Origin of the sequence: Ruegeria sp. ANG-R (assembly GCF_000813985.1) — a bacterium.
Lineage (GTDB): Bacteria > Pseudomonadota > Alphaproteobacteria > Rhodobacterales > Rhodobacteraceae > Ruegeria.
The window spans coordinates 1-22,617 of the sequence record NZ_JWLJ01000012.1; the positions used below are offsets into that span (position 1 = coordinate 1).

The window sequence follows — 22,617 nt, forward strand, 5'->3', positions numbered from 1 at the left end:
AACCGCATTCATGCCGCAATAATGTTCTCTGTAATCTTCTCGGGCGAGGTCGCGTACCCCGTTCTGCAACCCTTCCAGAAAGGCTCGTGCAAGTGGCTTTTCCTTTTCCCGTGCAGATTGCAGGATGCCGGTAGGTGTCGTGTAAGACAGGTAATTCGATGTATCTTTAGTGAAGCCTCAAAAGCCTGCGCAAGGTGAGATAACAGGAACCCTTGAGTTTCTATACCGATGATCCTCGCCGAGACTTCCCAGAGTTTCAAATCACTTTGATAACCTGGACACTATGTTCACAGACTAAATCTCGTCATAATCAACTTTTTATTCAGCCCAGCTCGCCGGTCACCTTGAACTTCGCAATAAACCAATCGCGAATTCTGAAGTGACCTGACTCGCCAAAAATAGTCATAGTGATCGCTTGTCGATGGACGCTAAGCGTTTGCGTGAGCCTCCTTGTCCGAAGGGGTTTTCTCACCATGCGGCGTTTTGTGGAATTTCTCTCGTAGCTTTTGCAAGGCGACGAAAAGCGGTGGGATGAAGAAAATACCAACGAAGGTTGCCAGCAGCATACCGCACAAGACCACCCATCCGATCGACATCCGGCTGGCCGACCCGGCCCCGGTTGCGAAGGCCAGGGGCAAAACACCCAGAATGAACGCGATTGCAGTCATCATGACCGCCCGGAAGCGCAGCCTTGCGGCTTGCTCTGCAGCATCGAAAATCGAAAGACCTTGTTCGCGTTTTTCCTTTGCGAACTCCACGATGAGGATCGCACTTTTAGCGGCCAGGCCAATCAGCATCACCATGCCGATCTGAGCGTAGAGATTGTTGTTGAGGAAGGGCATGAAATAGAGCGGCAGGATCGCCCCGAACATCGCGACAATAACCGAACACATAACCGCGACGGGTATGGTCCAGCTTTCGTATTGCGCCACCAGGAAGAGATAGGCAAACAAAGCGGCCAGCGCGAAGATGTAGAGGACCAGATTTCCGGCCTCAAGCTCTTGTTCTGTCGTGCCGGTCCAGGTCAGCTCATAGCCATCGGGCAACGCTTCCTTGGATACTTTCTCCATGCTGGCAATTGCCTGCCCGCTGCTTGTTCCTTGGGTTGGGTTACCTTGGAAGGCAGCCGATTTGCGCAGGTTGTATCGGTTGATGACATGCGGTCCCAGTTCGGGTTTCAGGGTGACCAGTGCGGATATCGGCACCATCTGATCATCCTTGTTGCGGACATGTAGGCGCGAGATATCCCCAATGGTCTGGCGATAGTCGGCCTCGGCCTCGAGCATCACGCGATAGACTTTGCCATAAAGGTTAAAATCGTTCACGTAATAGGAGCCGAGATTGGCGTTCAGTGTCGAGAACAGGTCCGACAGGGATACACCCAGCGTGTATACCTTTTCGCGGTCAACCTCGATCTGATAGCGCGGAGTATCGGCGGTGAAGGTCGTCGTGACGCCGCCAAGCCCCGGTTCCTGATTGGCACTGTAGATCAGACTGCGTATCGCTTGCGCCAACTCGTCCGCGCTCTTTCCTTCCAGGTCCAGGATTTCACCCTGGATGCCCGCTCCGCTGCCCAGACCCGCAATCGGGGGCAGGGGGAAGGCAAAGGATTCCGCTGCCGGATCACTCTGCAGGATTGCATTGATCTTGCCGAGGATGACATACCATTGAAGGTCGGGGGTCTTGCGCTCTTCCCAAGGCGTCAGAATTGGAATGATCAGCGCGCTGCTGGGCGCATCACCGGACAGAATGCTGTATCCGGACACGGTGATCAGATCGGCGACACCATCTACCTTTCTGATCTGATCGCTCAACCTTTGGGTTACCTCGATCGTCCGGTTCAGGGACGCCCCGGCAGGAAGCTGAACGTTCCCCATGAAGGCCCCGTTATCTTCGGTCGGGATAAAGCCGGTTGGCGTGAGCTTGAACATTGCGCCCATTCCAACGGCGATAAGCACAAGCAGAACCAGCATCAGCGCGTAGACGTGGTTCAAGCGGCGGACCACATTGCCATATCCATTGCGGGATTTCTCGACCAATTTGGCGAACCATCCCAGAGGGCCGCGTGGCGCATGGGTGCGCTTTCTCAGCAGCAAAACAGCCAGAGCCGGCGACAGGGTCAGAGAGTTAATCGCCGAAAGAACAACAGCCGTACTGATCGTCACCGAGAACTGATTATACAGTTTCCCCGTAATACCCGGCATGAAGGCAACCGGCACAAAAACCGCCAGCAAAACAAGCGTGGTCGCGATGATGGGGCGATAAATCTCTTTCATCGCCGCGGTGGTGGCTTCGGCAGGTGTCAGTTTGCCCTCGGACAGATGGTGTTGAACGTTTTCGACAACAACAATCGAGTCGTCCACCACGATTCCGATGGCCAGAATGATGGCAAACAGCGAGATCGTGTTGACCGTGAAACCGATCGTGTAAAGGATCGCGAAGGTACCGATCAGCGAAACCGGAATGGCAAGCGTCGGGATGAGCGTCGACCGCCAGTCGCCGAGAAACAGGAAGGTGACGAACACAACAAGCGCGAACGTGATTGCAAGCGTTGTTGCAACTTCCTGGACCGATGCCCGAACAAAATCCGTCGTGTCATACAGAATCTTGTACTCGACCCCATCGGGGAACCGTTTGGACAACTCTTCCATTTTGGCGTAGACATCGTTGGCAACGTCCAGAGCGTTGGCTCCCGGAGATTGATAGATCGCGGCTGTCGCGGACTGCTTGTTGTTCAATGTCGTATTCGCATCATAGCTTTGCGACCCAAGCTCGATTCTTGCGACGTCTTTCAGCCTGAGGAACGAACCATCGGTGTTGGCGCGCACGATGACGTTGCCAAATTCCTCGACTGTATTCAGGCGGCCTTCGGCCTGCAGCGAATACTGGAACTGCTGGTCCCCCTTGAACGGAGGGGCGCCGATGTCACCGACCGAGGCTTCGATATTCTGGGACTGAATCTCCTGTATCACATCGATCGCGGTCATGTTGGTGGCCGTCAGGCGGGTCGGATCAAGCCAGATCCGCATTCCGTAGTCCTTGGCGCCGAACTGAACCACCGAACCCACACCGTCGATACGCGCCAGATCATCCTGAATGTTGATCGACATGTAGTTGGACAGGAAAAGATCGCTTGCTTCAGCTCCCTTGTCATCAGTTGACAGAAGGTTGATGACCATCAGCATGTTCGAGGATTGCTTGTTGGTGACGACCCCCTGTCGGCGCACTTCTTCAGGAAGTTGCGCAGTCACCTGATCGACGCGGTTTTGAACATTGATGGTGGCAGTGTCGGGATCGGTCCCGACAGCAAACGTGATATCCAGGGTATAGCTGCCGTCATTGCCGGACTGGGACGACATGTACAGCATGTCGTCGACGCCATTGACCGCGGGCTCAATGATCTGCGCAACGGATTGTTCGACGACTGCGGAATCCGCTCCGGGATAGACCGTCGTCACCTGGACTTGCGGGGGGGTGATGTTCGGGAACTGCGTGATCGCGATAGCTTTCAGTGCCAGCAGTCCAGCCAGGACCGTGACAATCGCAATAACCAGCGCAAATTTCGGGCGGTGAATAAAGAATAGTGAGAACATCGGTCGATTACCGCTCGCTTGGTTTGACGGTTACGCCGGGTTGAACTTTTTGCAGCCCCGATACGATGACACGCTCACCTTCCTTGAGGCCGGACTTGACGACCCAGTTGCCTGCTTGTTGCTCGCCAAGCTCCACGCTGCGCTTTTCGACCTTGTTGTCCTTGTCGACAACCAGCACGAAAAACCCTTTCTGATCTTTTTGAACAGCAGATTGCGGGATCATTTCCGCATATCGTTCGTCCTTTGAGACGACGTATGCGTGAACAAATCCGCCCGGCAACAAAACCCGATCCGGGTTGGGGAACTTCGCGCGGACCAGAACGGTATCGGTTTCGGTACTGATCGAGGTATCGATGTAATCGAAGATGCCGCGCTCCTTGTATTCCGTCCCGTCCGGCAATCTCAGGCCAAGCTGGAACTTCGGATTATTCAACTCCACGCCTTTTTGGCGGGCATCCATCCGTGCGTTTTCGCTGACGTAGATATAGACATAGATCGGGTCCAGACTGGTGACGGTAAGAAGCGTTTGATCGTTGCCGACAAGATTGCCTTCGGTGACGGTCAGCAGCGATGTCTTCCCGTCAATCGGAGAAACGATATGCGTGTAACTGAGGTTGAGTTTTGCCGCATCCAGCGCCGCCTTGGCCTGTTCAAGCTGAGCGGCGGCGACTCTTTCGTTTGCCTGAGCTGTATCGTAGGTCGATTCCGAAATCGTCCCTTTCTTCAGCAAAACTTCGTCGCGTTTCAAAGTTGTGGTGGCATTGGTCAACGTCGCCTGCGCGGCCTCCACATCGGCCTGACGCTGCTGAACCACGATCTCATATGCAGCCGGGTCGATATTGATCAGCGTTTGGCCTTTTTTGACGTCCGCGCCCTCTTTGAATTGCGGCTTTTGCAGGTACCCTTCGACACGGGCCTTAAGCTCCACTTGAGCAAGGGGTTGAATGCGTCCCACATACTGCAGTTGAGGCGAAACCTGTTCTTTCTTGACCGGAGCCACAATAACGGACGGGTCATCAGCAACTGCGATCTGTGGGCTCCATGCGGCCAGAATCAGGGCGAATGAGAAGACAATGGAAGCACGGCTAAAACAGATGTGCCAATGATTGGTGAAGGGCGTTCTTTTTACGGTCATCGTTTGTCTCTTCGCATTGTGAACCGGGTTGAGCGGCATCGCGTGGTGTCTAACGTGGGCTTGATGCACATTTTCATTTGTGATGTCTGTCATTGAGCTAACATGTATTTGTGACTAACTTTTCGGCGTAATCGTCAAGACCTGACGTCAGGGTTATGAGGGCGCGCGGCGCTTGGGCGAACGTATCAATCTGATCTGTTCCGGGGTGACCTTGGTTGTTCGACCTCCGGAGAAAATAGCGCCTTGAAAGAGAAGCATCGCTATTCTTCGCACAGTTTATGACTGTCTTCTGCGGTCAGATCCAATCCATAGGCGACGCGTATCTGCTCGATGAAAGCCAGAGATTCTTCGTCGAAAGGCGATTTGCCCTCAAAGCTGTAGAGGACGATACCCACGAGCAGGTCCCCGAGCGTGATCTCGTGCCGGGCTGCGATGGTCTTGAGAACTTTAAGGATGCGCTTCTCGATGCGCACACCAGTTTGCACGCGCTCGATCTTGGGTTTTGAATCGTCGGCCATCTCGTTCTCTTTCAACGGTCGCCCGTACAATGGTACCAGTGCAACGCGGATTTCAAGTCCAAATTGCGCGCGATCTGCTCGAGGGTACCGAAATTTCCTTTGTAAAGTTAATGTGTTGCCAGATTGTTGCTACGTTAAACTTTGTTCGGTTTGGGGTGTTTTGGTTTAGCATTGGGTGGCAACAACGAGGCCACCAGCAATCAATCGCAATCGCCGCCGACTTTCAGCGGATGGTGCCATTCAAGAAGTCAGAGTCCAATCAGGAATGTCGAGATGTGAAAGTCAGTTATGTGGGCGGAACGGACTATTGCAGAACGCTGGCCAACGACCGTCTCCCTGGAGTTTAGACCGGGAACTGAGCTCAATTCGACATAAGCCATTTCTTAAAAATTCTCACCGTGACCTGCTCCTGATCGCCGGGTCGGCAGACGAAATAGAGCCCACGATCCAGCGGCACACGGCTTTCATCAAGGCGGACCAACCGTCCAAGTTTCAAATCCCTCTCGGCCAAGAGATGCCTTGCTAGTGCCACGCCTTGCCCGTCAATAGCGGCCTCCAACAGAACTGCGCTGTCCACGTACTTGATACTCTGCGAATTGATCCGATCAGCGCTCAGCCCGACCTGCGCAGCCCAGCTTTCCCATCCGACGTTGAAGGCATCGTGCAGTAGTGGGAGACTAGCGACGTCTTCGGCATGCATTGGTAGCCGTATTCTCTCAACAAACGACGGCGCGGCCACGACAACCAGTTCCTCTTGCCTCACTTGCTCATGATATAGTCCGTCCCATCCGGGTTTCCCAAATCTCAAGGCGACATCGACTTCGGACGTATCGAAATCCGCAAAGGCATCGTTTGTGTCCAGCAATAATGCGATACCGGGATGTTCTTGCTGAAACGAATTAAGTAACGGCACAAGCCATTTGAGTGCCAGCGAAGTGGACAAGGACACAGTTAGCGACTGCCGGTGATGTAACCGTCTCACCTCGGATACGCCCAACTGCAATGTAGAAAACGCCCCACGTGTCGACTGGTGAAGGCGTTCCCCGGCTTTGGTCAGTTCAACGCCATTGGGGCGGCGATGAAAGAGCGCCACGCCAAGATGCAGTTCCAGCAGTTTGATTTGCCGACTGATCGCCCCATGGGTGACATGCAGCACATCTGCCGCCTTGGTCAGGCTCGATTGGGTCGCGGTCTCATCGAAGGCCTGGAGTGCCCGAAGGTGCCTAAGGTTTTTTGCCATGTGAGAAAACCTAACAGCAATGCCTCAAAAACTCGATAGGTCTACATAATCCAAGGAAGGTACAATGACTTGACCCAATATTTCTCACACGCCATGAGCCGAAAGAAAGGAAAAACCATGCCCGAAGTCAAAGTCGCACTGATGACAGGTACAGGACAAGGCATTGGCCGGGGCTGCGCCATTGAAATGGCAAAGGCTGGCTACAAAGTTTCACTGATGTCCCCGTCCAGTCGCTCAGTCGAATTGGCCGAGGAGCTTGGGGGCATTGGCCGCCGTGGCTCTGTGCTAGATGTCGATGATCTTCAGGCGATGATCGACGATACCATGAGCAAGTATGGACGGATTGATGCAATCGTCAGCAACATGGGGCACGGTGGAACAGTGCCTGAAGCCATCAAAACTGTCGGCTTCGATCCTGACTTTGACGGGCCGCTTTTAGAACTCAGCGACGAGTTGTGGCACGAAAGTCTGGACATGTACGTGCTGAACGTCGTCAAGATTGCCCGCATCGTCACGCCTATACTGATCGAACAAGGCGGCGGAGCTTTCGTAAACATCTCATCCATGAACACAATCGAGCCGCGAGCGCCTTACCCCATGAGTATGTTGCGCGGCGCTCTGCACAGTTTCTCAAAGCTTTACGGGGATCGTTACGCAAGGCACAACATTCGTATGAACAACCTGCTGCCCGGGTTCTGCGAGAACGTGAACCTGTCTGAACAAGCCCGTCGGGAGATCCCCGCTCAGCGACCGGCAACATTCGAGGAAATTGGGCAGGCTTGCGTGTTTCTTGCCAGCGAAGGCGCTCGTTATATCAACGGCCAGAGTATACTGTCTGATGGTGGTATGAATCGCGCGGTACGATAGCAAGTAGGCGGTGAAACATGATTGTTAAAGCACTCAAAGATATCCTTGATACCGAACGGGACGTTGCCGGGCCGGGGTGGAGAAGCAGAAGACTGTTACTCGCGGCAGATGGCATGGGATTTTCGCTGACAGATACCATCATCAAAAAAGGTGCAGTGCTTGAGCTGGAATACACACATCATTTGGAGGCCTGTTACTGTATCGAGGGCAAGGGGCAAATCAGAGCGTCAGAAGATGAAACCTGGCATTCCCTTGAGCCATTTACCCTCTATGCCTTGGACCAACATGATCGACATCTGGTGCGTGCAACAGAGGCTGATCTGCGGGTTGTCTGCGTATTCAATCCGCCGCTAAGCGGGAGCGAAACACACCGCGAAGACGGAAGTTATACCCCACCTGCATCCGGATGAGCACATTAATATCTTACACTATCCCGCCATTCATGCATCGTGCAGCATCTCGAAAAACGGGCTCATTGCTGACATCCAAGCAAGCCGGCGTGATGGCGCAGAGCCCATAGCGTTCTGATAGTTGGCCCGCCGTACATCCCGCATTTATGGCGGGCTGAAATTGACGGGGATTTTGTGGTATACTGAAATGGCCTCCCGCTACGGGAGTAGGGGAAGATCCCACCGTCTCACAAATGATTGAGAGTGAAGGTGGTGAGGGGCTGGATGAGGGGGTCTTGGCCAGCCCCTCTCTCTTGAGGGGGTATACGGCGTGGTAGGTTGTTCCGTTGAATACAATCTATCCTATGGGCGGTTTGTCCGAAATTGGGGGATTCCCGTAGACCCCTTATTTTCTTATCTCAGACACAATTCAAACTCGTTGCTCCGATACCAAGTAGGTGCGGTGTGTCGTGATGGGGATTAGTGATTTCAACGAGGGGGTCCGACTGTAAGCGTTACATCTGACCCCCTAAATAGTCCCTGATCTGTCTGCCGTCGGCAGTTTTTAATGCTTCCAAAAGGATACAGGCATCATGAATTCTCAAGCTTTAGGTGAGCTCGCAAGTGATCAAAAAACCCAAAACATTTTCCACGCCTACGGCTACTCAATCCCTGTCGGGAAAGATGGTCGCCATCTGTGGCCGACAAAATTCAAACGTGCGATGGGTCAGAGAATGAGATCCGATGAGCTATCAGTCGGAGAGGTGCAAAAGACGTGTCAGGTTTCGAACAAGACGGCTTACAGTTGGCGAAAAGGTGGTTCCAGAAAATCATCGCACAAGCCAAAGAAGACCCAACACCCACTTTGGGCATGAAAACGTTATTCGGTTCTGCGATCGCCCATTCAAGTCCTCCGTTCATATGGACGGCGTCATGCTAAAAAACATGTGGAGGATCATGAAGCCTGAGGGCGATCTCTGGGTCATCGGAGATTTTGCCTTCGGTGCGCCAGCGAAAGACCCCGTGTAGGGTTGCGGCAAGCCAGATAGACCTTGGACATGCCTTTTGCAGCACAAGCTGCCGGGCTGCCTCGCGACCCAGTCCGGCATTTGCGCCGGTGATCAATACAGATTGTATCTGGTTCTCATGCCTGTGACGACATCATCGCCGGTGGGCAGTTCACCCGGACCGGCGCGGGGGATCAGAGCGACATCTTCGAATTCGGATCGCATCTCGTTGTCGAGACCTTTGACCTTCACGACAGCACTCGAGATGCGTTGCGCCGGGCAATGATAGGTGTATCAGTGACAGTGGGCGGAACCTAACCGTCGTTTCCTATGGAGGCATTCCTGCCCCTCTGCGCGAGCTATTTGGGATCGTACAAGTAGCCGATTCCGCGCACGGTTCTGATGATTTCTGGTTTCTCGGGATTGGTTTCGAGCTTTCGGCGCAGTCTGGAAATTCTGATGTCGATGCTGCGGTCGAACGGGTCCCAAGATCTGTCATGCGCTTGCTCGAGAAGTTGATCCCGGTTCAATACCCGCCCTCTGTTTTCCGCAAAAACTCTTAGCAAACTATACTCCATTGCGGTCAACGGGACTTCGGACCCATCGGATGCAAGAAGTTTTGCCGCCTCTTTGTCCAGCGTGTAGTCCCCGAAACGCGCGCTGTCTCCGGCAGAGTTCTGTACGACCGCCTTGTCGCCGATAGCTCCGCGACGCAGGATTGCCTTGATACGGGCTTCCAGTTCCCGAAGATCAACGGGTTTGCCCAGGTAATCGTCGGCGCCCATTTCAAGTCCGATGATGCGATCCACAACATCGCCTGCAGCGGTCAGCATTATCACGGGCGTGGTATTTTCGGGGCGAAGGGATCTTAGAATGGAAAGACCGTCTTCCTTTGGCATATTGATGTCCATTATCATGACGTCGACCGTACGGGCCGAGATAATGGATCGCAGTTCTTCGCCGCCCGATGCAGCCGAAACCGCGTAACCGCGTTTGCTCAGGTATTCCTGAAGCATTTCGCGTACGTCGATCTCGTCATCGCAGACCAGGATATGGGTTTTCTGATTATCCATCTGATTGATCCTTCTGGTCAGCGAGCAACTTTCCAACGAGTATTCTGAGTTCTGAAGGCGACACGGGTTTTTCGAGGTAGGGCAGACCGGATTCTTCCAGAAGCCCCAAAGAACTCTCTCCCATGGTGTCGCCCGTGACATAGGCCGTCTTTGCCAGCATCTCCGGGAAGCTGTCCATCAAGGCCTCGTATATCTTGCGCCCATCGACACCCGGCATATTCATATCACTCAGAAATATATCGTAGTTGGCGGTTTGCAGGCGGCTCAGCGCTTCTTTTCCAGATGTGACGAAGTCAACGTGGAAGCCTTCTTTTCTCAGGATCTCGGCATTCAGCTCACCCACTTCAACCTCATCATCCACCACCAGTGCTCGATGCTTTACAAAGGTCGGGATGGGGTCGTCCGGCTCATCGGTCTTATCGTCTTGAGCTGCGGCTGCAGGGAGGCTGATCCGAAAACAGGAGCCGGAATTTTGGGCCTGATCAAGCCTGATCTGACCGCCATGTGACAGAACAATCCTGTGACAGAAGGCAAGGCCGATCCCGGTTCCGTCGCCAACCTCTTTCGTGGTGAAAAACGGTTCAAAGATACGGGGGCGAATGGCTTTGGGAATTCCGGGACCATTGTCCTGAACCGTCACCTCGACCATTCCTGCGGTGGGTTTGGCTTCGGCCGACAGCACGATACGGTCGCCTGTGCCGGATGCGGTCAAGGCCTGCTCGGCGTTGATAATAAGGTTCAGGACAACCTGCGTTAACTGATCGGCATCGCCGGCAATTGCCGGTAAATCCGCAGGTAGATTCAGTTCGATGCTTATCTCGCCAGATGTGCTGCCGTACCCGGCGACATCGGCGGCTGTTTCGATCATGCTGCGAACATCGACCTGCTCGATCTTACCGGGTTGCTGGCGAGCCATCGCAAGAAAAGTCTTGACGATCTTCGCGCACCGTTCTGCGGCATTGCCGATCTTTTCAATCCTGACCGTCAGATCGGGGTCCGTAATCTCTTCTTTCAGCATAAGAGAATGACCCACAACAACCGACAGCGGGTTGTTGAGCTCATGCGCCACCCCGGCGAGCAACTCGCCAAGCGCAGACATCTTCTCGTTCTGAAAAAGCAGCTCTCGCTGTTTTTCAAGTTCGGCTTCGATGGCCAATTCGTCTGTCAAATCGCGCGTATTGGAAACGATGACCTCTTCGCCGTTGAACTCGATCAGGCGTGAAGAATCCGCCCCCCAGAACGTTCGGCCATTCGCGTCGATAAATTCCATCCGCCGATCTTTAAGCGCCCCTGCCTGCCGAAGGTCTCGCAGATACCGATCTCTTTCGTTCGGGTCGGCGTAGTATGATTTGGAGCTTTCAGCCTCGCCAAACAGCGCCTTTATCTCGGGTGTTGCAAACAGCACTTTGCCTGTATCGGCATGGGTCATGTTGATGGCTGCTGGATAAGCTTCCATGACCTGCCGAATAAGGGCGTCGGCCTCTTTCTGGACGGTTAAATCGATAACGCTGGTTACAATGACTTCTTCGCCTTTGTAATCGATCAGTTGCGATGAAATCGCTGCCGGAAAGACCTTACCTGCGGCATTCACAAGGTCGAGCTTGTAGTCATCCACGCGCCCGTCAGCCAATAACAGAGTAATAAAGTCTGCGCGTTCTTCCGGATTGAGATAGTGCTGCCTGGCTGATCTGGAGGGCCCGAACATCTGCAGGGCGGCGGGCGTGCGGTACAATATCTGACCATCGCCAATCCGCGCCATGGTTACGACCGCCGAACTGGCATCCAGCACCTTTCGGATCAGAAGATCGCCGTCGCGCTCTTCAACCTCGGCCCGTTTGCGTTCGGTGATATCCTCTCGGGTAACGACAAAGCCCCCGAACTTGGTGGGATGCACGGAAACCAGATACGTTCGCCCGTCCGTTTCGGTCAGTTCGAAATCCTGGATGAACTCGACCCCGTTAGCCAGCCTGTCCGAAACCCACTGCTGTTCATTGCCGATGGCATCAGCGTAGATTCCCCTGCGCGCCGTCTCACGCATCAGTATTTCCCAGTCCAGACCGGGTTCCAGCAGGTCCGCAACCCCCTTATTCATCTCGGCATATCGTTGATTGAACAGGACAAGGCGCCGGTCGTCATCGTAAAGGGCGAACCCTTCCTTGAGGGATTCAATAGCATCACGAAGAAGGTCTCTTGCCTTCTCAATTTCTTCGAGGTCGTTCGCCATGCCCATCGTCATCCTGAATTTCTAAGATATCATTGTTTCAATGCCATTTCAAAATCAGCGTCGTGTGTTTCAATTGTTTCAATGGGATCTGTTTTCCGCGCAGCTTGGCAAAAAACCTGTTTGTTTTCTGACAGGATAGCGCGTTGTGTGACCTGCTTCACAGAGCAACAACTGAAACACTATGCACCGCTTTCAGAAATCACATTGAAACAATGAAAGGTCAGTTATTGCCCATCTTAAGTGCAATTGGGTAAGAACGATGACTATTTCATTTAAAACTTCTGAAATGATCAACGCACCAGTTTTTGCGTTGCATTCCTCGGCCTCCAACAGCGGGCAATGGGGCCAGCTGGCGGCAGATTTGGAAGGCCGCTTTGCTGTTCACGCCGTCGATCTTCCGGGCTACGGCCATGCTCCTTTGTCGGGCGACGCGTCGCGGAAAGGCGCTGCCGTTTCCGCAGTTGCGGTCATCCGGGAAATTGAGGCTCTGGGTCGCTCCGTGCATCTTGTCGGGCATTCCAACGGAGGTGGCATCGCCATCAAGATTGCGCTGATGCGTCCTGATCTTGTCAAAAGTCTGACGGTTTACGAACCTGCGGCCTTTCATTTTCTGAAGAACGGCAACGGGGTCGGCCAGCGGCTGTTCCGGCAGATACAACTGTTGTCAGGGGTGGTGACGGCTGCAGCGGCAGACGGCGATGCCGCAGCTGGTATGCGTCATTTTCTGGATTTCTGGAACCAAGAGGGGTTCTGGGACTCCCTCCCCCTGTCAGCCAGGCATCGCTTTGCCGGGCTGATCTCTTCGGTCATGTCCGATTTTGCCAACGGGTTCGCGGAAACCTGGCAACTCAAGGACCTGTCCGGGCTCGAGATACCCTCGCTGGTCATGACCGGTCTGGAATCGCCGGAGATCGTCCAGCACGTCTCGGTTGAGATCGCAAATGCCCTGCCCAACGCGCGGATCGCGCTGTTACCGGAACTGGGGCATATGGCACCGGTGTTCCAGCCGGAATGGATAAACTCAAGAATCTTCGAGCATGTGGCCAATGTAGAACGGCCCGTCGAAACCGTCAGCTGGCCAGATCGGAAAGCTGCATAACCCGTCCGCATTCGATGATGCGGCGCTTCGGGAAACCGCTGGTGTCTGACCAGCCCTATATCAAGAGGATCAAGATCATGGGTATTCAATCATCTATCAATTCCACGACAGACTTTGCGGCCATTAAAGCGAAACAGAATGTCGCCTGGGGCTCCGGAGATTACAGCAAGGTTGGAGTGACCCTTCAGATTACCGGCGAAGAGCTTGCGGAAGCCATGGATATGATGCCGGGCACCAAGGTGCTCGACGTCGCGGCCGGAAATGGCAACGCCACACTGGCCTTCGCCCGGCGCTTTTGCGACGTCACTTCGACCGACTATGTCGAGACCCTGCTGGAGGCGAGCGGCAAGCGTGCCAAAGCAGAAGGTCTGTTCGTGACCTATAAGGTTGCGGATGCCGAAAATCTGCCCTTCGCGGATCAGTCGTTCGATGCGGTTGTGTCCACATTCGGCGTGATGTTCACGCCAAACCAACAGCAATCCGCAGCTGAACTTCAGCGCGTGGTGAAATCAGGTGGCAAGATTGGCATGGCGAACTGGACCCCGGAGAGTTTCATTGGCCTGCTGTTCAAGACGATCGGCAAGCATGTGCCCCCGCCGGCAGGCGTAAGCTCTCCTGCTTTGTGGGGCAGCCGGGACTGGGTTGAAGATACATTCGGCCCCGATTGCGAGATCGTTTCGTTCCGCCGCAAGAACTTCATGTTCCGCTACCGGTCCGCCGAGCATTTTCTGGAGTATTTCCGAACATTCTATGGTCCCATGCAAAAGGCGTTCGACGCGCTGGATACGGCGGGGCAAGCGGCTCTGCGGGACGATATAATGGCCCTTATCGAAAAATTCGATGTCTCGACCAATGATGCCCTGTGCATCTCGTCTGCGTATGCTGAAATCATTGCCCAGCGTAGCTGATAGCGTAAATTTCGTGCTCATCGCTCTTTGCCGCGGGTGCCAGAGAGCGATGAGGAATGGCTCTTATAGTAGATTGATCGTTTTCTTGATATGAGTTGGTTTAAGGGGGGATTTGGTCATGGTCGAGCGCACACTTTATGAGAAGTATGGCGGGTTTTCACAGATCAGTAAGATTGTGTTCTCGTTCTACGACACGCTTCTGGACAATGACGAGGTTGGACCGTTCTTCGACAATGTGGATATGAGCCGCATGGTCGATCACCAGACCAAGTTCATCGCGTCGCTTCTGGGCGGCCCGGCCTCTTACACCGACAATCAACTCCGCCAGCTGCATTCGCATCTCGACATCACAGATGCTCATTTCGACGAGCTGGAAATAGTGCTTCGCGATGCTTTGCAGAAGCACGAGGTGGCAGCAGATGACATCGATGTCGTCGTCGCGGAATTCAGCAAACGCCGCCCCCTGATTGTAAGGTAAGCCATGTCCATCGAAGCCATTAATGAACAGTTACTTCGCGCCATTGGCGTGGGTGTCGCACTGCTGGATCGCCAGACGCTGCGGTTTGGGTTCCGCAATGATACGTTTGATGAATGGTTCAGTGGCGACAGCCAATCGGACCCGTTGCAGCAGCTCTTTCCTGATCTGGATGTCAACACGCTGCAGAAGAACCTGTTCGAAACCGGGCGGTACACCTCCGAAATCACTTTCAAGAAGAAACGCAGAACGCTGGTGATCGCGCTCGATTTTACGGTCGCGCATGACGACGTGCTTGTTCTGGTCTGTCAGAACATCACCCGTATCAAAGAACTGGAATCGATGATCGATTCCTACTCGATGATGGTTGAGCGGAACACGCGCGAACTGAAGCGGGAAAAAGAGCAGGTGGAAAAGCTGCTGCTGAACCTGATGCCGCGTTCCGTGTACGAAGAATACAAGACCTTTGGGGTGGTTACGCCGCAGCTCTATGATCCTGTGTCCGTACTGATGCTGGACTTCGTCGGGTTTACGGACATGGTCGCCTCGCAAGATCCAAGCGTTACCGTTACCGAGCTGAACGATATATACAGCGCGTTTGATCGCATTGGCGAGCAATTCGGCTGTGAACGCATCAAGACGATCGGAGACGCATACATCACCGTCGCGGGCCTTCCCGATCCGACACCGGATCACGCCAAGGCAATCGCCAGCACGGCCATCCGTTTTGTACGCTATCTGACCCGCCGCAACCTGAGCCACCCGCATCAATGGCGCTGCAGAATAGGATTGGCATCCGGTTCGGTTGTCGGATCTGTCGTTGGAATTCAGAAATATGTTTACGATATTTTTGGACCAGCCGTGAATCTGGCATCCCGGCTTCAGGAGTTTTCCGAACCGATGACGATTACGGTGCAAGACGAGGTTGCGCATGTTCTCAAGGATCAGTTCGACCTGGAGAATATCGGTTCGAGGGAAATCCGGGGATTTGGAGAGCAAGATATCTGGTGCCTGTTCGACAGGAGCTGATTCTGTTTTTGCGGTATTCGGAACGCGGGCTTAAGTCGGCTTTGGGTCTACCGAACTCGGCCATGTTAGGGATTTGATCGCAGCGATAGACACTCAATTGATGCCGGGTAAGCCGCCGCTAAGGAGGGGGCTTCTTTACCTAGTTGACCGTGTTATTACTTCGTAACCTGGAGCAGGAAAAGCTACCTGAATGCTAGGCTGCGTCGGCAATGCTATCTTTGTGATCGCAAGACTTGGTCAAATTCTTCGGAGAGCAAATGACCAAAAAGGGAAAAGACTTCGAAGCTTTAGTGTCTCTGATCTATCAAATTTTGGGCAAAAGCCACAATTTCTCTAAAGTCGAAACAAACGTTTTTTTGATACGCCAAACGGTCGACGCGAGTTCGATGTTGTTGCCAGAGCAGAGTTGTTCGGGGCAGAAGTGTTGACCGCAATCGAATGTAAAGACCACAAACGACCGTTAGACGTAGGCTTTGTGGACGGTTTCGAGAGCAAGCTCCGCGATACGCCAATCTGTAATGGCGTTATGGTCAGCCGGTCTGGTTTCAGCAAAAATGCAAGGAAGAAGGCTAGAAATGTGGGTATTCAGCTTTATCAATTGGACGACGCCGCAAATCTCCCTACACAAATCCTTGCTCAACTACCGGTGTATGTCAGGGTCTTAGACTACGACAATCTCGTGTATATGGTAGCTCTGGCAGAAGCTGGAAAAGATGGCATCAAGGTGGATACAAGGATGCCTTTTGGCTTCGATGTTGTTAAAGCAACAAGTGAGGCGATATTAAACCTTGGACCCCAAAACTTTCTCGATTTCAACGAACTTGTTCTCAATGTTGATGATAAGGTCGGCATCAAATTTGGAAAAGAGGAAGGCAACCAAGTTGCGGTCAAAGACGTGCAAGTCCGGTGCAAGCTTAAACTATCGACCTTCGTTGGTAAGCTGAGTGACTTCCCCGGAGCGAAGTCTTTCGTAAGCGTCGATAATGGGCCTAAAATGCTTGTCATACCGCTCGACAACCCGGAGGAATTAATCGAGAAATTACCCAATCTATACACAAAGACCGGAGTGCTGCCCGGTGAAAAGCGGCCGGCGATTTTTGTTCTCATTGTACCCTCGAACCCAGAGTTTTTTCAGACTGCTCAATCATTTAATATGATGTGGATCAAAGGTGGAAAAGGTTTATCCTTATCGAAAAATCAAGATTTCAACCGGCTAATGAAGTTGCTCGACAATTGCAAGTAAACGGATGCTATGACCGATGCGGAGCCATGACTTGTTGCCATAGCTCTCAACCCATCCGATTGAGAGAGACAATAGTACTCGCAGTTGGGGCAATAATGTTCAGCAGGAGTAGTCAAATTTGTCCGGCATATCCCGCAGCTTTGTCCGAAAGCTGTCGCCGCGCTATACTGCCAATAGCGCCGCCGCTCTATAGGATTCGATCTTATAGACAGGTATGGGGGGGTACTTCTATTGTCAGTAGGCCGTCTCAAGGTCAAACGCCCCGATAGCCCCAATAAAACAAGGGGCTAAACGGTTCTGCCGCTGATTTAGCTGTTGGCAGAGAAAATGAGCAGAATGCGCAAAATCGGCTCATTTATTGTCAGAGAATGATCAGGAACGAGTGGAAAATGAGAAAGGTTGGCGCTTAGAGCGACCGACCAATCCAGACGACGCGGCCTACGGGATGAAACTCATCGCGTTGATCGGGTTTGATCATGAATTCTGTATATTCCCTGTTGTCCGAGCGCGCAAGAATGCCGTCAGGCAGTTGTTGAAGGCGCTTTACGAAATTCAGATCGCCCAAGGTAAAGCAGTAGATGCCAGCGTTAATCGGCTTTACTGCGGCGCTCCGGTCAATCATGATCATATCGCCGTCACGCATGGTGGGCTCCATGCTGTCGCCGCTGGCGTTGATGATAAACATATCTTCAGGATTACCCTTGACGTGTGTCGTGAAGAAATCAGCTGGAAACGGCACATAATCCATGATTTTTGCATCGTGCAGGAAGCGGCCATGACCAGCTGATGCGCTTACCGGGTACCGAGGCATTTGCAGAAGGTTCGGCAAGGTCAACTGGACCGTTTCCTGACACATTTCACCTTCTCCGGATGCAAGCCATCCAATATCGACACCTCCTGCCTTTGCAAGAGCTACCAAGCGTTCACGAGATGGGTCTGAATCACCATTTCTATATTTGTCGATAACACGTCGAGATAGCCCAGTTGCGTCTGAGGTCGCGCTCGGACCACCCGCAAGATCAATTACTCGGCTGACCCTCTCTTGGAACGAAAGTGCCACGTCAGACTTCCCAATCTCTATCTCTGACCACATCGGTCAGTGTTTTTTTCAGGCCAGAGATAAAATAAGCACTTTCATACCAATGATTTAGCATGACTGTGCGCAATTCTATCAACGCAACCCAACTCTGACGCACTTTTGTGCTTGATGATCAAGCACGTTCGTGCCATGCTCATGCTCAGAGGCGCGTTAAACAGTCACGAAAAACCGCCCAGAGCAGAACATAGGATGAGCAGATGAACCAGAATGCCCATAACTGGCATCCTGCCGATATTTTGGCCGCCGTGCAGAAAAGGGGGCGAGACCTCGCCTCCGTAGCACGTGCCAACGGCATCGCCCCCCGTACCGCAAGCAAGGCCCTGCAGGAGCCTTGTTACTCAGGAGAGCAGGTTATCGCAGAGTTCCTGGGCAAGGCTGCCCATGAGATCTGGCCAAACCGGTATGACAAAGCTGGTATTCCGCTTCACCCCCGCATCCGTAAACAGTTTAACGCGCCTTGTGGCACGAACACCAGTCAAAAAATGGAGCTGGTTTGAACATGGCGCGGCTGTATCTCGTACGATTGACTGAGGAAAGGCCGAAGACGCTTTTCTGGATCAGCGAGTTAGTTGCTGGCAGTGCATTTGTGGTGCTGATGCTTGCCGTATTGTTCGGCCCCTACCTATTGGGATGCGTTCCCAAGGTCGAGGCCGAGATTGTGGGGGCGCTCAAATGAAGCAGTGTTACTGCAATCCGGCTACTGCTTTCGAATTGGTCGCTGAGCAGGAAGACTTGGAAAAGTTCCACGCGGTCGTGCGTCAAGCGTTCGAGTGTCAACATCCCTACCGCCACCTAGCAAGTACATTAGCAGCAATGCCTTTGCTGAGCTCATGCGATCCAATCCTTCAGGTAGGTGCGCAATGACAGGGTTATTCTGTGCGGCATTTGCAGCGATGACGGTTTCGGACCAAATAAGCCGCTCGATCATTACTCGCCAGCCACCTGCAGAAAGCCCGTCCCATCCGGCAAAGCTGTCTGTCATGGCGAGTTGGCAGAGTGCACCGTCCGTTTCCTCATCATGTATCCTGTCGAAGGGCGCGGATTTGATCGCATCGTATCTTGCGGTGAACATGGGATGCAGTTCGAATAGAAGCTCCAGCGCCTCCCATGGATCGACTGGCATCGGCGGCGGCAATTCTTTTTCTTCTGGGAAACGGTCAGCGCAGTACGACATCCAGACTTCGGACAACTGCATTCGAAATCTCCTTTGCGATATTGGTTGTGTTGGTCGCTTTGGGGACGCTTGGCGGGGCGGCAACCCCGCCAAGCACTTTGGACTAAATAGGTTTTCTCCGGTTTCACACCCCCCTGAACTCAGTTCAGGGGAAATGATCGGAGGCGCTTATGTCTGACCAGCATTATTTTCCGATTGCCAACATCAAAGCCGCCGCAGAGCGCCGCCGCGCACGGCGGGCGCAGCGTTTAGCCCTCGTCAGTTCCCATCCCTTTTTGGAGACGCACCCGCTCCGCAAACTCGTCATCGCTGACAAGTCGGCTCAGGAAAGCCTGGAACTGGACGATCTTGCTGGTCAGGGAGTTGCTGGGCAGCTTCCCGTGGAAGGGAGCATCAGGGCGGACGAGATCCTGCATTTCGATAGCGAAGCGCCGCAAAGTGTCGTCGGTCAGGATGACGGAGGCGGTGACGATGCGCTCCAGTAACTCTATCCGCTCCTCGGCATCTGTCAGTTGCGCTTTGAGTCCTGCGATTGCGGCAGATTGTTCATTCGGTTTCATTGGAATTCCTCATAGCGTTGGTCCTTGTTGTGGACGTTGTGGGGACGCTTGGCGGGGGTGGAGCCCCGCCAAGCACCTTACCTTTTTTTTGCGCGTTTTGAGGGGTTTGGCAAACTCCCCGAGATGCCGCATGATTAACGCGCCTGTTGGCATGAATTCTGAGTGTCAGGGGGCGAATCATGCCTAGGCCTCGCGACCCCAACACCATCGATATGTTCACCGACTGGCAGCCGCCGCAGGTAGCTGTGACACTGCCGCCGGAGGTCACCACGGGTGGCAATCTCGCCAGTCAGATCGCTCGCGCAGTGAGCCGGGCCCTGAAGGCGTCTGAACTCAGTCGCGATCAGATCTCCGAGGCGATGTCCGAGTATCTGGGCGAGGATATCAGCAAGAACATGCTGGATGCCTATGCCAGCGAGGCTCGGGAAAGCCACCGCATCACGCTGGAGCGGTTTCTCGCTCTGATGCACGTCAGCGGACAGCACGGTCTGCTGGGCTTTGTTGCTGAGCAATTCGGTTTGATCGTTGTTCCAGAGCGCTACAGCGACCTGATCGAGCTTCATTACATCGAAGAACAGGAACGTGCCCTGGCCGCGCGCAAAAGCGCCAAGCTTGCGCGCTGGAAGGCTGGCCGATGAGTGATGTTGACAGCTTGATCTTAAAAATCGCGAAAAATGATAACTTTGGGGTTGCCGCCGATTGGGCCGCACTCAGGCTAGGCGGTCTTCCTCAAACCGAAAGCGGTTTCATTCGCTGGGTAAAGGCAGAGGGCCTTCAATATCCCGGATCAGAAGTTGCACGTAAGCGCAGCGGTCGAGGCGGTGGGTGGGAATACAGCTTGAATGCTCTGCCTCCCACAGAAAAGGCGGAATTTGACCGCCGACTGCAGGCAGCACAGGCAGAGTATCGGCGTCGGTGCGATGCGATGCAGGCTGAAGCCGATCTGGTCGTTCAGAAAACCGCTGTGGCCGAAACGTCTGAGGCCATTGAAGTAAGCGTATCCGCACATCGCCGGCGGGTTATGGAAGCACGCGCTGCCATCATTCTGGAAATTGACCGGCGACGGCTGGCTGAAGGTCTGAAACTGGACAAGACCATCAAGCTTGTTTTGGCGGAAGCCAAAGCTGGGCTGTGCGAAGAGCGGTTGGCAAACCTGCTCAAAATCGCTTCTGACCGCAGCCGATCTGCGGTCCCTTCCGAACGCTCAGTTTATCGTTGGCGCTCGGCTTACGCGGACGCTGATGATGCAGGTTCGGATCGTGCCCTCGCTCTTTTGCCCGGCACACGGAAGATAAAACAGAACATCACCGATCTGTACCCTTGGCTGATCCCGTTTCTGCGTCACTATGCAAAGCCATCAAAGCCCAGCATTTCGGCAGCGATAAAAAACTATCGGGATGCGGATGATCGGATCGGCGATGTGCCCAGCTATGACCAGGTGCGCCGCGCCCTGAAGGCTCTGAAGGGCACCTCGGATCACCTGATGGCCCACAAGGGCCGCGAAGGCCCGCTTGCCCTGAAGGCCCGCTCCGCTTTTGTCTCGCGCTCGGTTGAGGGGTTGGAGCCTGGTACGATCTATACCGGCGACGGCAAAACCTTCGACGCCGAGGTGCAGCATCCGCGTCATGGCAAACCGTTTCGGCCCGAGATCACCACCATCATTGACGTTGCCACACGCAAGGCTGTGGGCTGGTCAGTCGGGCTTGATGAGAATGCCGAACTGGTTGCGCAGGCCATCCTTCATGCCGTCCAGAACCATGGCATTCCCGCTATTTTCTATGCTGATCGTGGCTCTGGCTACAAAAACAAGATGATCAGCACGACTGCACATGGTCTTTGTGCGCGCCTGGGAACCACAGCCACCCACTCACTTCCGTACAATTCCCAGGCGCGCGGGGCGATAGAACGTGTTCACGGCACTATCTGGAACCGGTTGGCCAAAGACTACCCCAGCTATATGGGCAAGGACATGGATCCCGAGGCCGCGAAGAAGGTCTTCAAGGAATCCCGCCGTGCGCTGCAGATCATTGAGGGCAAGCGCAAAGTCGAAGACCCCAAAACACTGCTGAAGGCAGAGCGCACTTATGCCCGGCTGATTATCAGTTGGCAGCAATTTGTCGAGGACGTCGATACCGCCATTGCCGAATACAACGACACACCGCATTCCAGCATGCGGATCCGCGATCCCGAGAATGGCCGGATGCGCAGCGCCTCGCCCAACGAAGTATGGGCGCAGTTTGAGGCGACCGGATTTCAAGCGTTTCAGCTTGATCCGGGTGAAGCTGATGATCTGTATCGGCCCTACGAGAAGCGCAAAACCAAGCGCGCACTCATCGAGATGCACACCAATAGCTATTTCTCGCTGCAATTGGAGCCATGGAACGGCGAGTATGTGTTTGTTGGCTTCGACATTCACGACGCTCAGAAGGTCTGGGTCCGTCAGATCGAGAAGGTGGACGGCGCAGAGGTGCCGGGCCCGCTGATCTGCGTGGCCGAGTTTGCCGGCAACGAACAGCGCTATGTGCCTGTCAGTGCTCAGAAACTGGCCGAAGAAAACCGCCTCAAAGGCCGATTGCGTCGCCACCAGGTCAAAACCGAGGAAATCGAGGCGGAAGCCCGACCGCAGTTGGAACATCAGCAGGTTGTTGAACTGGCCCTGCCACCCCTGCGCGAACCCGCTTCGGTTCCTGCAGATGCCGTGGACGCAGAGGTGTTGTCATTCCAACCCGGCCCCAGCGCATCTACGCCACGGGCCAATCATCGCAACCCGTTTCAGGATGTCGACCTCGATCTGGCCTGGGACATCGTTGAGGCACCGGAGGATTACGAGATTCCACATGGCCATGTCCGTCTGATGAGCGCCCTGATGGGCAATCGGGCCTTCGTGGACATGATGAGGGAAGTGGGACTGCCGCTGACTGATTTAGCGGATCGTTTAGCGGCAGCCCAATCATCACTGAAGAGCAGTAACGGAAGGTAGACTA

20 protein-coding genes and 1 pseudogene are annotated in these 22,617 nt (G+C 53.9%); 11 read left to right on the forward strand and 10 right to left on the reverse strand.

All coding sequences use genetic code 11. The features are described from left to right. Positions 1 to 428: 428 nt before the first annotated feature. The 4 genes from RA27_RS20285 to RA27_RS20305 all read right to left on the reverse strand — a co-directional run bounded on the left by RA27_RS20285 (position 429) and on the right by RA27_RS20305 (position 6,486). Positions 429 to 3,593 (reverse strand): multidrug efflux RND transporter permease subunit, encoded by a 3,165-nt coding sequence (locus tag RA27_RS20285; RefSeq protein ID WP_039543266.1) that lies wholly within the window; start codon positions 3,591 to 3,593, stop codon positions 429 to 431. A gap of 7 nt (positions 3,594 to 3,600) precedes the next feature. Next, entirely contained in the window at positions 3,601 to 4,728 is a 1,128-nt protein-coding gene (locus RA27_RS20290; RefSeq protein ID WP_193746553.1) for an efflux RND transporter periplasmic adaptor subunit, read from the reverse strand. A 260-nt stretch (positions 4,729 to 4,988) separates the two neighbouring features. After that, complete coding sequence (locus tag RA27_RS20295) at positions 4,989 to 5,246, reverse strand: hypothetical protein (RefSeq protein ID WP_039543269.1); 258 nt, start codon at positions 5,244 to 5,246, stop codon at positions 4,989 to 4,991. A gap of 361 nt (positions 5,247 to 5,607) precedes the next feature. Beyond that, positions 5,608 to 6,486 (reverse strand): LysR substrate-binding domain-containing protein, encoded by an 879-nt coding sequence (locus tag RA27_RS20305; RefSeq protein WP_039543274.1) that lies wholly within the window; start codon positions 6,484 to 6,486, stop codon positions 5,608 to 5,610. Positions 6,487 to 6,603: 117 nt separating this feature from the next. On the opposite strand from RA27_RS20305, the gene RA27_RS20310 reads away from it, so the two are divergent. Then, positions 6,604 to 7,353, forward strand: coding sequence for an SDR family oxidoreductase (locus tag RA27_RS20310; RefSeq protein ID WP_039543277.1), 750 nt, complete (start codon positions 6,604 to 6,606; stop codon positions 7,351 to 7,353). A gap of 17 nt (positions 7,354 to 7,370) precedes the next feature. Further along, positions 7,371 to 7,763, forward strand: a complete 393-nt coding sequence (locus tag RA27_RS20315; RefSeq protein ID WP_039543279.1) for an ectoine synthase — start codon at positions 7,371 to 7,373, stop codon at positions 7,761 to 7,763. Positions 7,764 to 8,863: 1,100 nt separating this feature from the next. Here the strand turns inward: RA27_RS20315 and RA27_RS24485 are convergent. The 3 genes from RA27_RS24485 to RA27_RS20325 all read right to left on the reverse strand — a co-directional run bounded on the left by RA27_RS24485 (position 8,864) and on the right by RA27_RS20325 (position 12,046). Continuing rightward, the gene (locus tag RA27_RS24485) at positions 8,864 to 9,001 is read right to left on the reverse strand and encodes a hypothetical protein (RefSeq protein ID WP_193746554.1); all 138 of its coding nucleotides are present in this window, start codon (positions 8,999 to 9,001) and stop codon (positions 8,864 to 8,866) included. A 107-nt stretch (positions 9,002 to 9,108) separates the two neighbouring features. Continuing rightward, positions 9,109 to 9,822 carry a response regulator transcription factor gene (locus tag RA27_RS20320; protein ID WP_039543283.1) on the reverse strand — a complete coding sequence of 238 codons (714 nt, stop codon included), beginning with the start codon at positions 9,820 to 9,822 and terminating at the stop codon, positions 9,109 to 9,111. Then, the gene (locus RA27_RS20325) at positions 9,815 to 12,046 is read right to left on the reverse strand and encodes an ATP-binding protein (RefSeq protein ID WP_241484119.1); all 2,232 of its coding nucleotides are present in this window, start codon (positions 12,044 to 12,046) and stop codon (positions 9,815 to 9,817) included. Before RA27_RS20325 ends, RA27_RS20320 begins: the two co-directional genes overlap by 8 nt. Before the next feature lie 286 nt (positions 12,047 to 12,332). Between RA27_RS20325 and RA27_RS20330 the strand changes: the two genes are divergently transcribed. The 5 genes and pseudogenes from RA27_RS20330 to RA27_RS20350 all read left to right on the forward strand — a co-directional run. After that, positions 12,333 to 13,145 carry an alpha/beta hydrolase gene (locus tag RA27_RS20330; protein ID WP_241484120.1) on the forward strand — a complete coding sequence of 271 codons (813 nt, stop codon included), beginning with the start codon at positions 12,333 to 12,335 and terminating at the stop codon, positions 13,143 to 13,145. 77 nt (positions 13,146 to 13,222) lie between these two features. Beyond that, positions 13,223 to 14,053, forward strand: a complete 831-nt coding sequence (locus RA27_RS20335) for a class I SAM-dependent methyltransferase (RefSeq protein ID WP_039543497.1) — start codon at positions 13,223 to 13,225, stop codon at positions 14,051 to 14,053. A 118-nt stretch (positions 14,054 to 14,171) separates the two neighbouring features. After that, positions 14,172 to 14,531, forward strand: coding sequence for a group 1 truncated hemoglobin (locus tag RA27_RS20340; protein ID WP_039543286.1), 360 nt, complete (start codon positions 14,172 to 14,174; stop codon positions 14,529 to 14,531). A 3-nt stretch (positions 14,532 to 14,534) separates the two neighbouring features. Beyond that, positions 14,535 to 15,557, forward strand: coding sequence for an adenylate/guanylate cyclase domain-containing protein (locus RA27_RS20345; RefSeq protein WP_039543290.1), 1,023 nt, complete (start codon positions 14,535 to 14,537; stop codon positions 15,555 to 15,557). A gap of 382 nt (positions 15,558 to 15,939) precedes the next feature. Next, positions 15,940 to 16,800: pseudogene (locus RA27_RS20350) on the forward strand (restriction endonuclease); the annotation flags it as partial. Between the two features lie 406 nt (positions 16,801 to 17,206). Here the strand turns inward: RA27_RS20350 and RA27_RS23310 are convergent. Beyond that, positions 17,207 to 17,860 carry a helix-turn-helix transcriptional regulator gene (locus RA27_RS23310; protein WP_193746555.1) on the reverse strand — a complete coding sequence of 218 codons (654 nt, stop codon included), beginning with the start codon at positions 17,858 to 17,860 and terminating at the stop codon, positions 17,207 to 17,209. 236 nt (positions 17,861 to 18,096) lie between these two features. Between RA27_RS23310 and RA27_RS20360 the strand changes: the two genes are divergently transcribed. Continuing rightward, the gene (locus tag RA27_RS20360; RefSeq protein WP_082025214.1) at positions 18,097 to 18,396 is read left to right on the forward strand and encodes a helix-turn-helix domain-containing protein; all 300 of its coding nucleotides are present in this window, start codon (positions 18,097 to 18,099) and stop codon (positions 18,394 to 18,396) included. Positions 18,397 to 18,398: 2 nt separating this feature from the next. Beyond that, a complete protein-coding gene (locus tag RA27_RS24490; RefSeq protein ID WP_193746556.1) occupies positions 18,399 to 18,575 on the forward strand; it encodes a hypothetical protein in 177 nt (58 codons plus the stop codon). A 21-nt stretch (positions 18,576 to 18,596) separates the two neighbouring features. Here RA27_RS24490 and RA27_RS20365 read toward each other — a convergent pair whose 3' ends face one another. Next, complete coding sequence (locus tag RA27_RS20365) at positions 18,597 to 19,094, reverse strand: hypothetical protein (RefSeq protein WP_039543295.1); 498 nt, start codon at positions 19,092 to 19,094, stop codon at positions 18,597 to 18,599. A 227-nt stretch (positions 19,095 to 19,321) separates the two neighbouring features. Continuing rightward, positions 19,322 to 19,633 (reverse strand): hypothetical protein, encoded by a 312-nt coding sequence (locus RA27_RS20370; RefSeq protein ID WP_039543297.1) that lies wholly within the window; start codon positions 19,631 to 19,633, stop codon positions 19,322 to 19,324. 179 nt (positions 19,634 to 19,812) lie between these two features. Here RA27_RS20370 and RA27_RS20375 point away from each other — a divergent pair, with 179 nt between their 5' ends. Both RA27_RS20375 and RA27_RS20380 read left to right on the forward strand, forming a co-directional pair. Then, entirely contained in the window at positions 19,813 to 20,271 is a 459-nt protein-coding gene (locus RA27_RS20375) for a hypothetical protein (RefSeq protein ID WP_039543300.1), read from the forward strand. Beyond that, positions 20,268 to 22,613 (forward strand): Mu transposase C-terminal domain-containing protein, encoded by a 2,346-nt coding sequence (locus tag RA27_RS20380; RefSeq protein WP_052265413.1) that lies wholly within the window; start codon positions 20,268 to 20,270, stop codon positions 22,611 to 22,613. The genes RA27_RS20375 and RA27_RS20380 overlap by 4 nt, the downstream gene beginning before the upstream one ends. Positions 22,614 to 22,617: the final 4 nt, after the last annotated feature.

What these genes read in the sequence shown, in the direction of transcription:
- RA27_RS20345 (WP_039543290.1), top strand. Translation starts at nt 14,535, where the DNA reads ATGTCCATCGAAGCCATTAATGAACAGTTACTTCGCGCCATTGGCGTG.
- RA27_RS20335 (WP_039543497.1), top strand. Translation starts at nt 13,223, where the DNA reads ATGGGTATTCAATCATCTATCAATTCCACGACAGACTTTGCGGCCATT.
- RA27_RS20340 (WP_039543286.1), top strand. Translation starts at nt 14,172, where the DNA reads ATGGTCGAGCGCACACTTTATGAGAAGTATGGCGGGTTTTCACAGATC.
- RA27_RS20285 (WP_039543266.1), bottom strand. Translation starts at nt 3,593, where the DNA reads ATGTTCTCACTATTCTTTATTCACCGCCCGAAATTTGCGCTGGTTATT.
- RA27_RS20375 (WP_039543300.1), top strand. Translation starts at nt 19,813, where the DNA reads ATGCCTAGGCCTCGCGACCCCAACACCATCGATATGTTCACCGACTGG.
- RA27_RS20325 (WP_241484119.1), bottom strand. Translation starts at nt 12,046, where the DNA reads ATGGCGAACGACCTCGAAGAAATTGAGAAGGCAAGAGACCTTCTTCGT.
- RA27_RS20310 (WP_039543277.1), top strand. Translation starts at nt 6,604, where the DNA reads ATGCCCGAAGTCAAAGTCGCACTGATGACAGGTACAGGACAAGGCATT.
- RA27_RS20305 (WP_039543274.1), bottom strand. Translation starts at nt 6,486, where the DNA reads ATGGCAAAAAACCTTAGGCACCTTCGGGCACTCCAGGCCTTCGATGAG.
- RA27_RS20315 (WP_039543279.1), top strand. Translation starts at nt 7,371, where the DNA reads ATGATTGTTAAAGCACTCAAAGATATCCTTGATACCGAACGGGACGTT.
- RA27_RS20360 (WP_082025214.1), top strand. Translation starts at nt 18,097, where the DNA reads ATGAACCAGAATGCCCATAACTGGCATCCTGCCGATATTTTGGCCGCC.
- RA27_RS24490 (WP_193746556.1), top strand. Translation starts at nt 18,399, where the DNA reads ATGGCGCGGCTGTATCTCGTACGATTGACTGAGGAAAGGCCGAAGACG.
- RA27_RS20320 (WP_039543283.1), bottom strand. Translation starts at nt 9,822, where the DNA reads ATGGATAATCAGAAAACCCATATCCTGGTCTGCGATGACGAGATCGAC.
- RA27_RS20365 (WP_039543295.1), bottom strand. Translation starts at nt 19,094, where the DNA reads ATGCAGTTGTCCGAAGTCTGGATGTCGTACTGCGCTGACCGTTTCCCA.
- RA27_RS20380 (WP_052265413.1), top strand. Translation starts at nt 20,268, where the DNA reads ATGAGTGATGTTGACAGCTTGATCTTAAAAATCGCGAAAAATGATAAC.
- RA27_RS20330 (WP_241484120.1), top strand. Translation starts at nt 12,333, where the DNA reads ATGATCAACGCACCAGTTTTTGCGTTGCATTCCTCGGCCTCCAACAGC.
- RA27_RS20370 (WP_039543297.1), bottom strand. Translation starts at nt 19,633, where the DNA reads ATGAAACCGAATGAACAATCTGCCGCAATCGCAGGACTCAAAGCGCAA.
- RA27_RS20290 (WP_193746553.1), bottom strand. Translation starts at nt 4,728, where the DNA reads ATGACCGTAAAAAGAACGCCCTTCACCAATCATTGGCACATCTGTTTT.
- RA27_RS20295 (WP_039543269.1), bottom strand. Translation starts at nt 5,246, where the DNA reads ATGGCCGACGATTCAAAACCCAAGATCGAGCGCGTGCAAACTGGTGTG.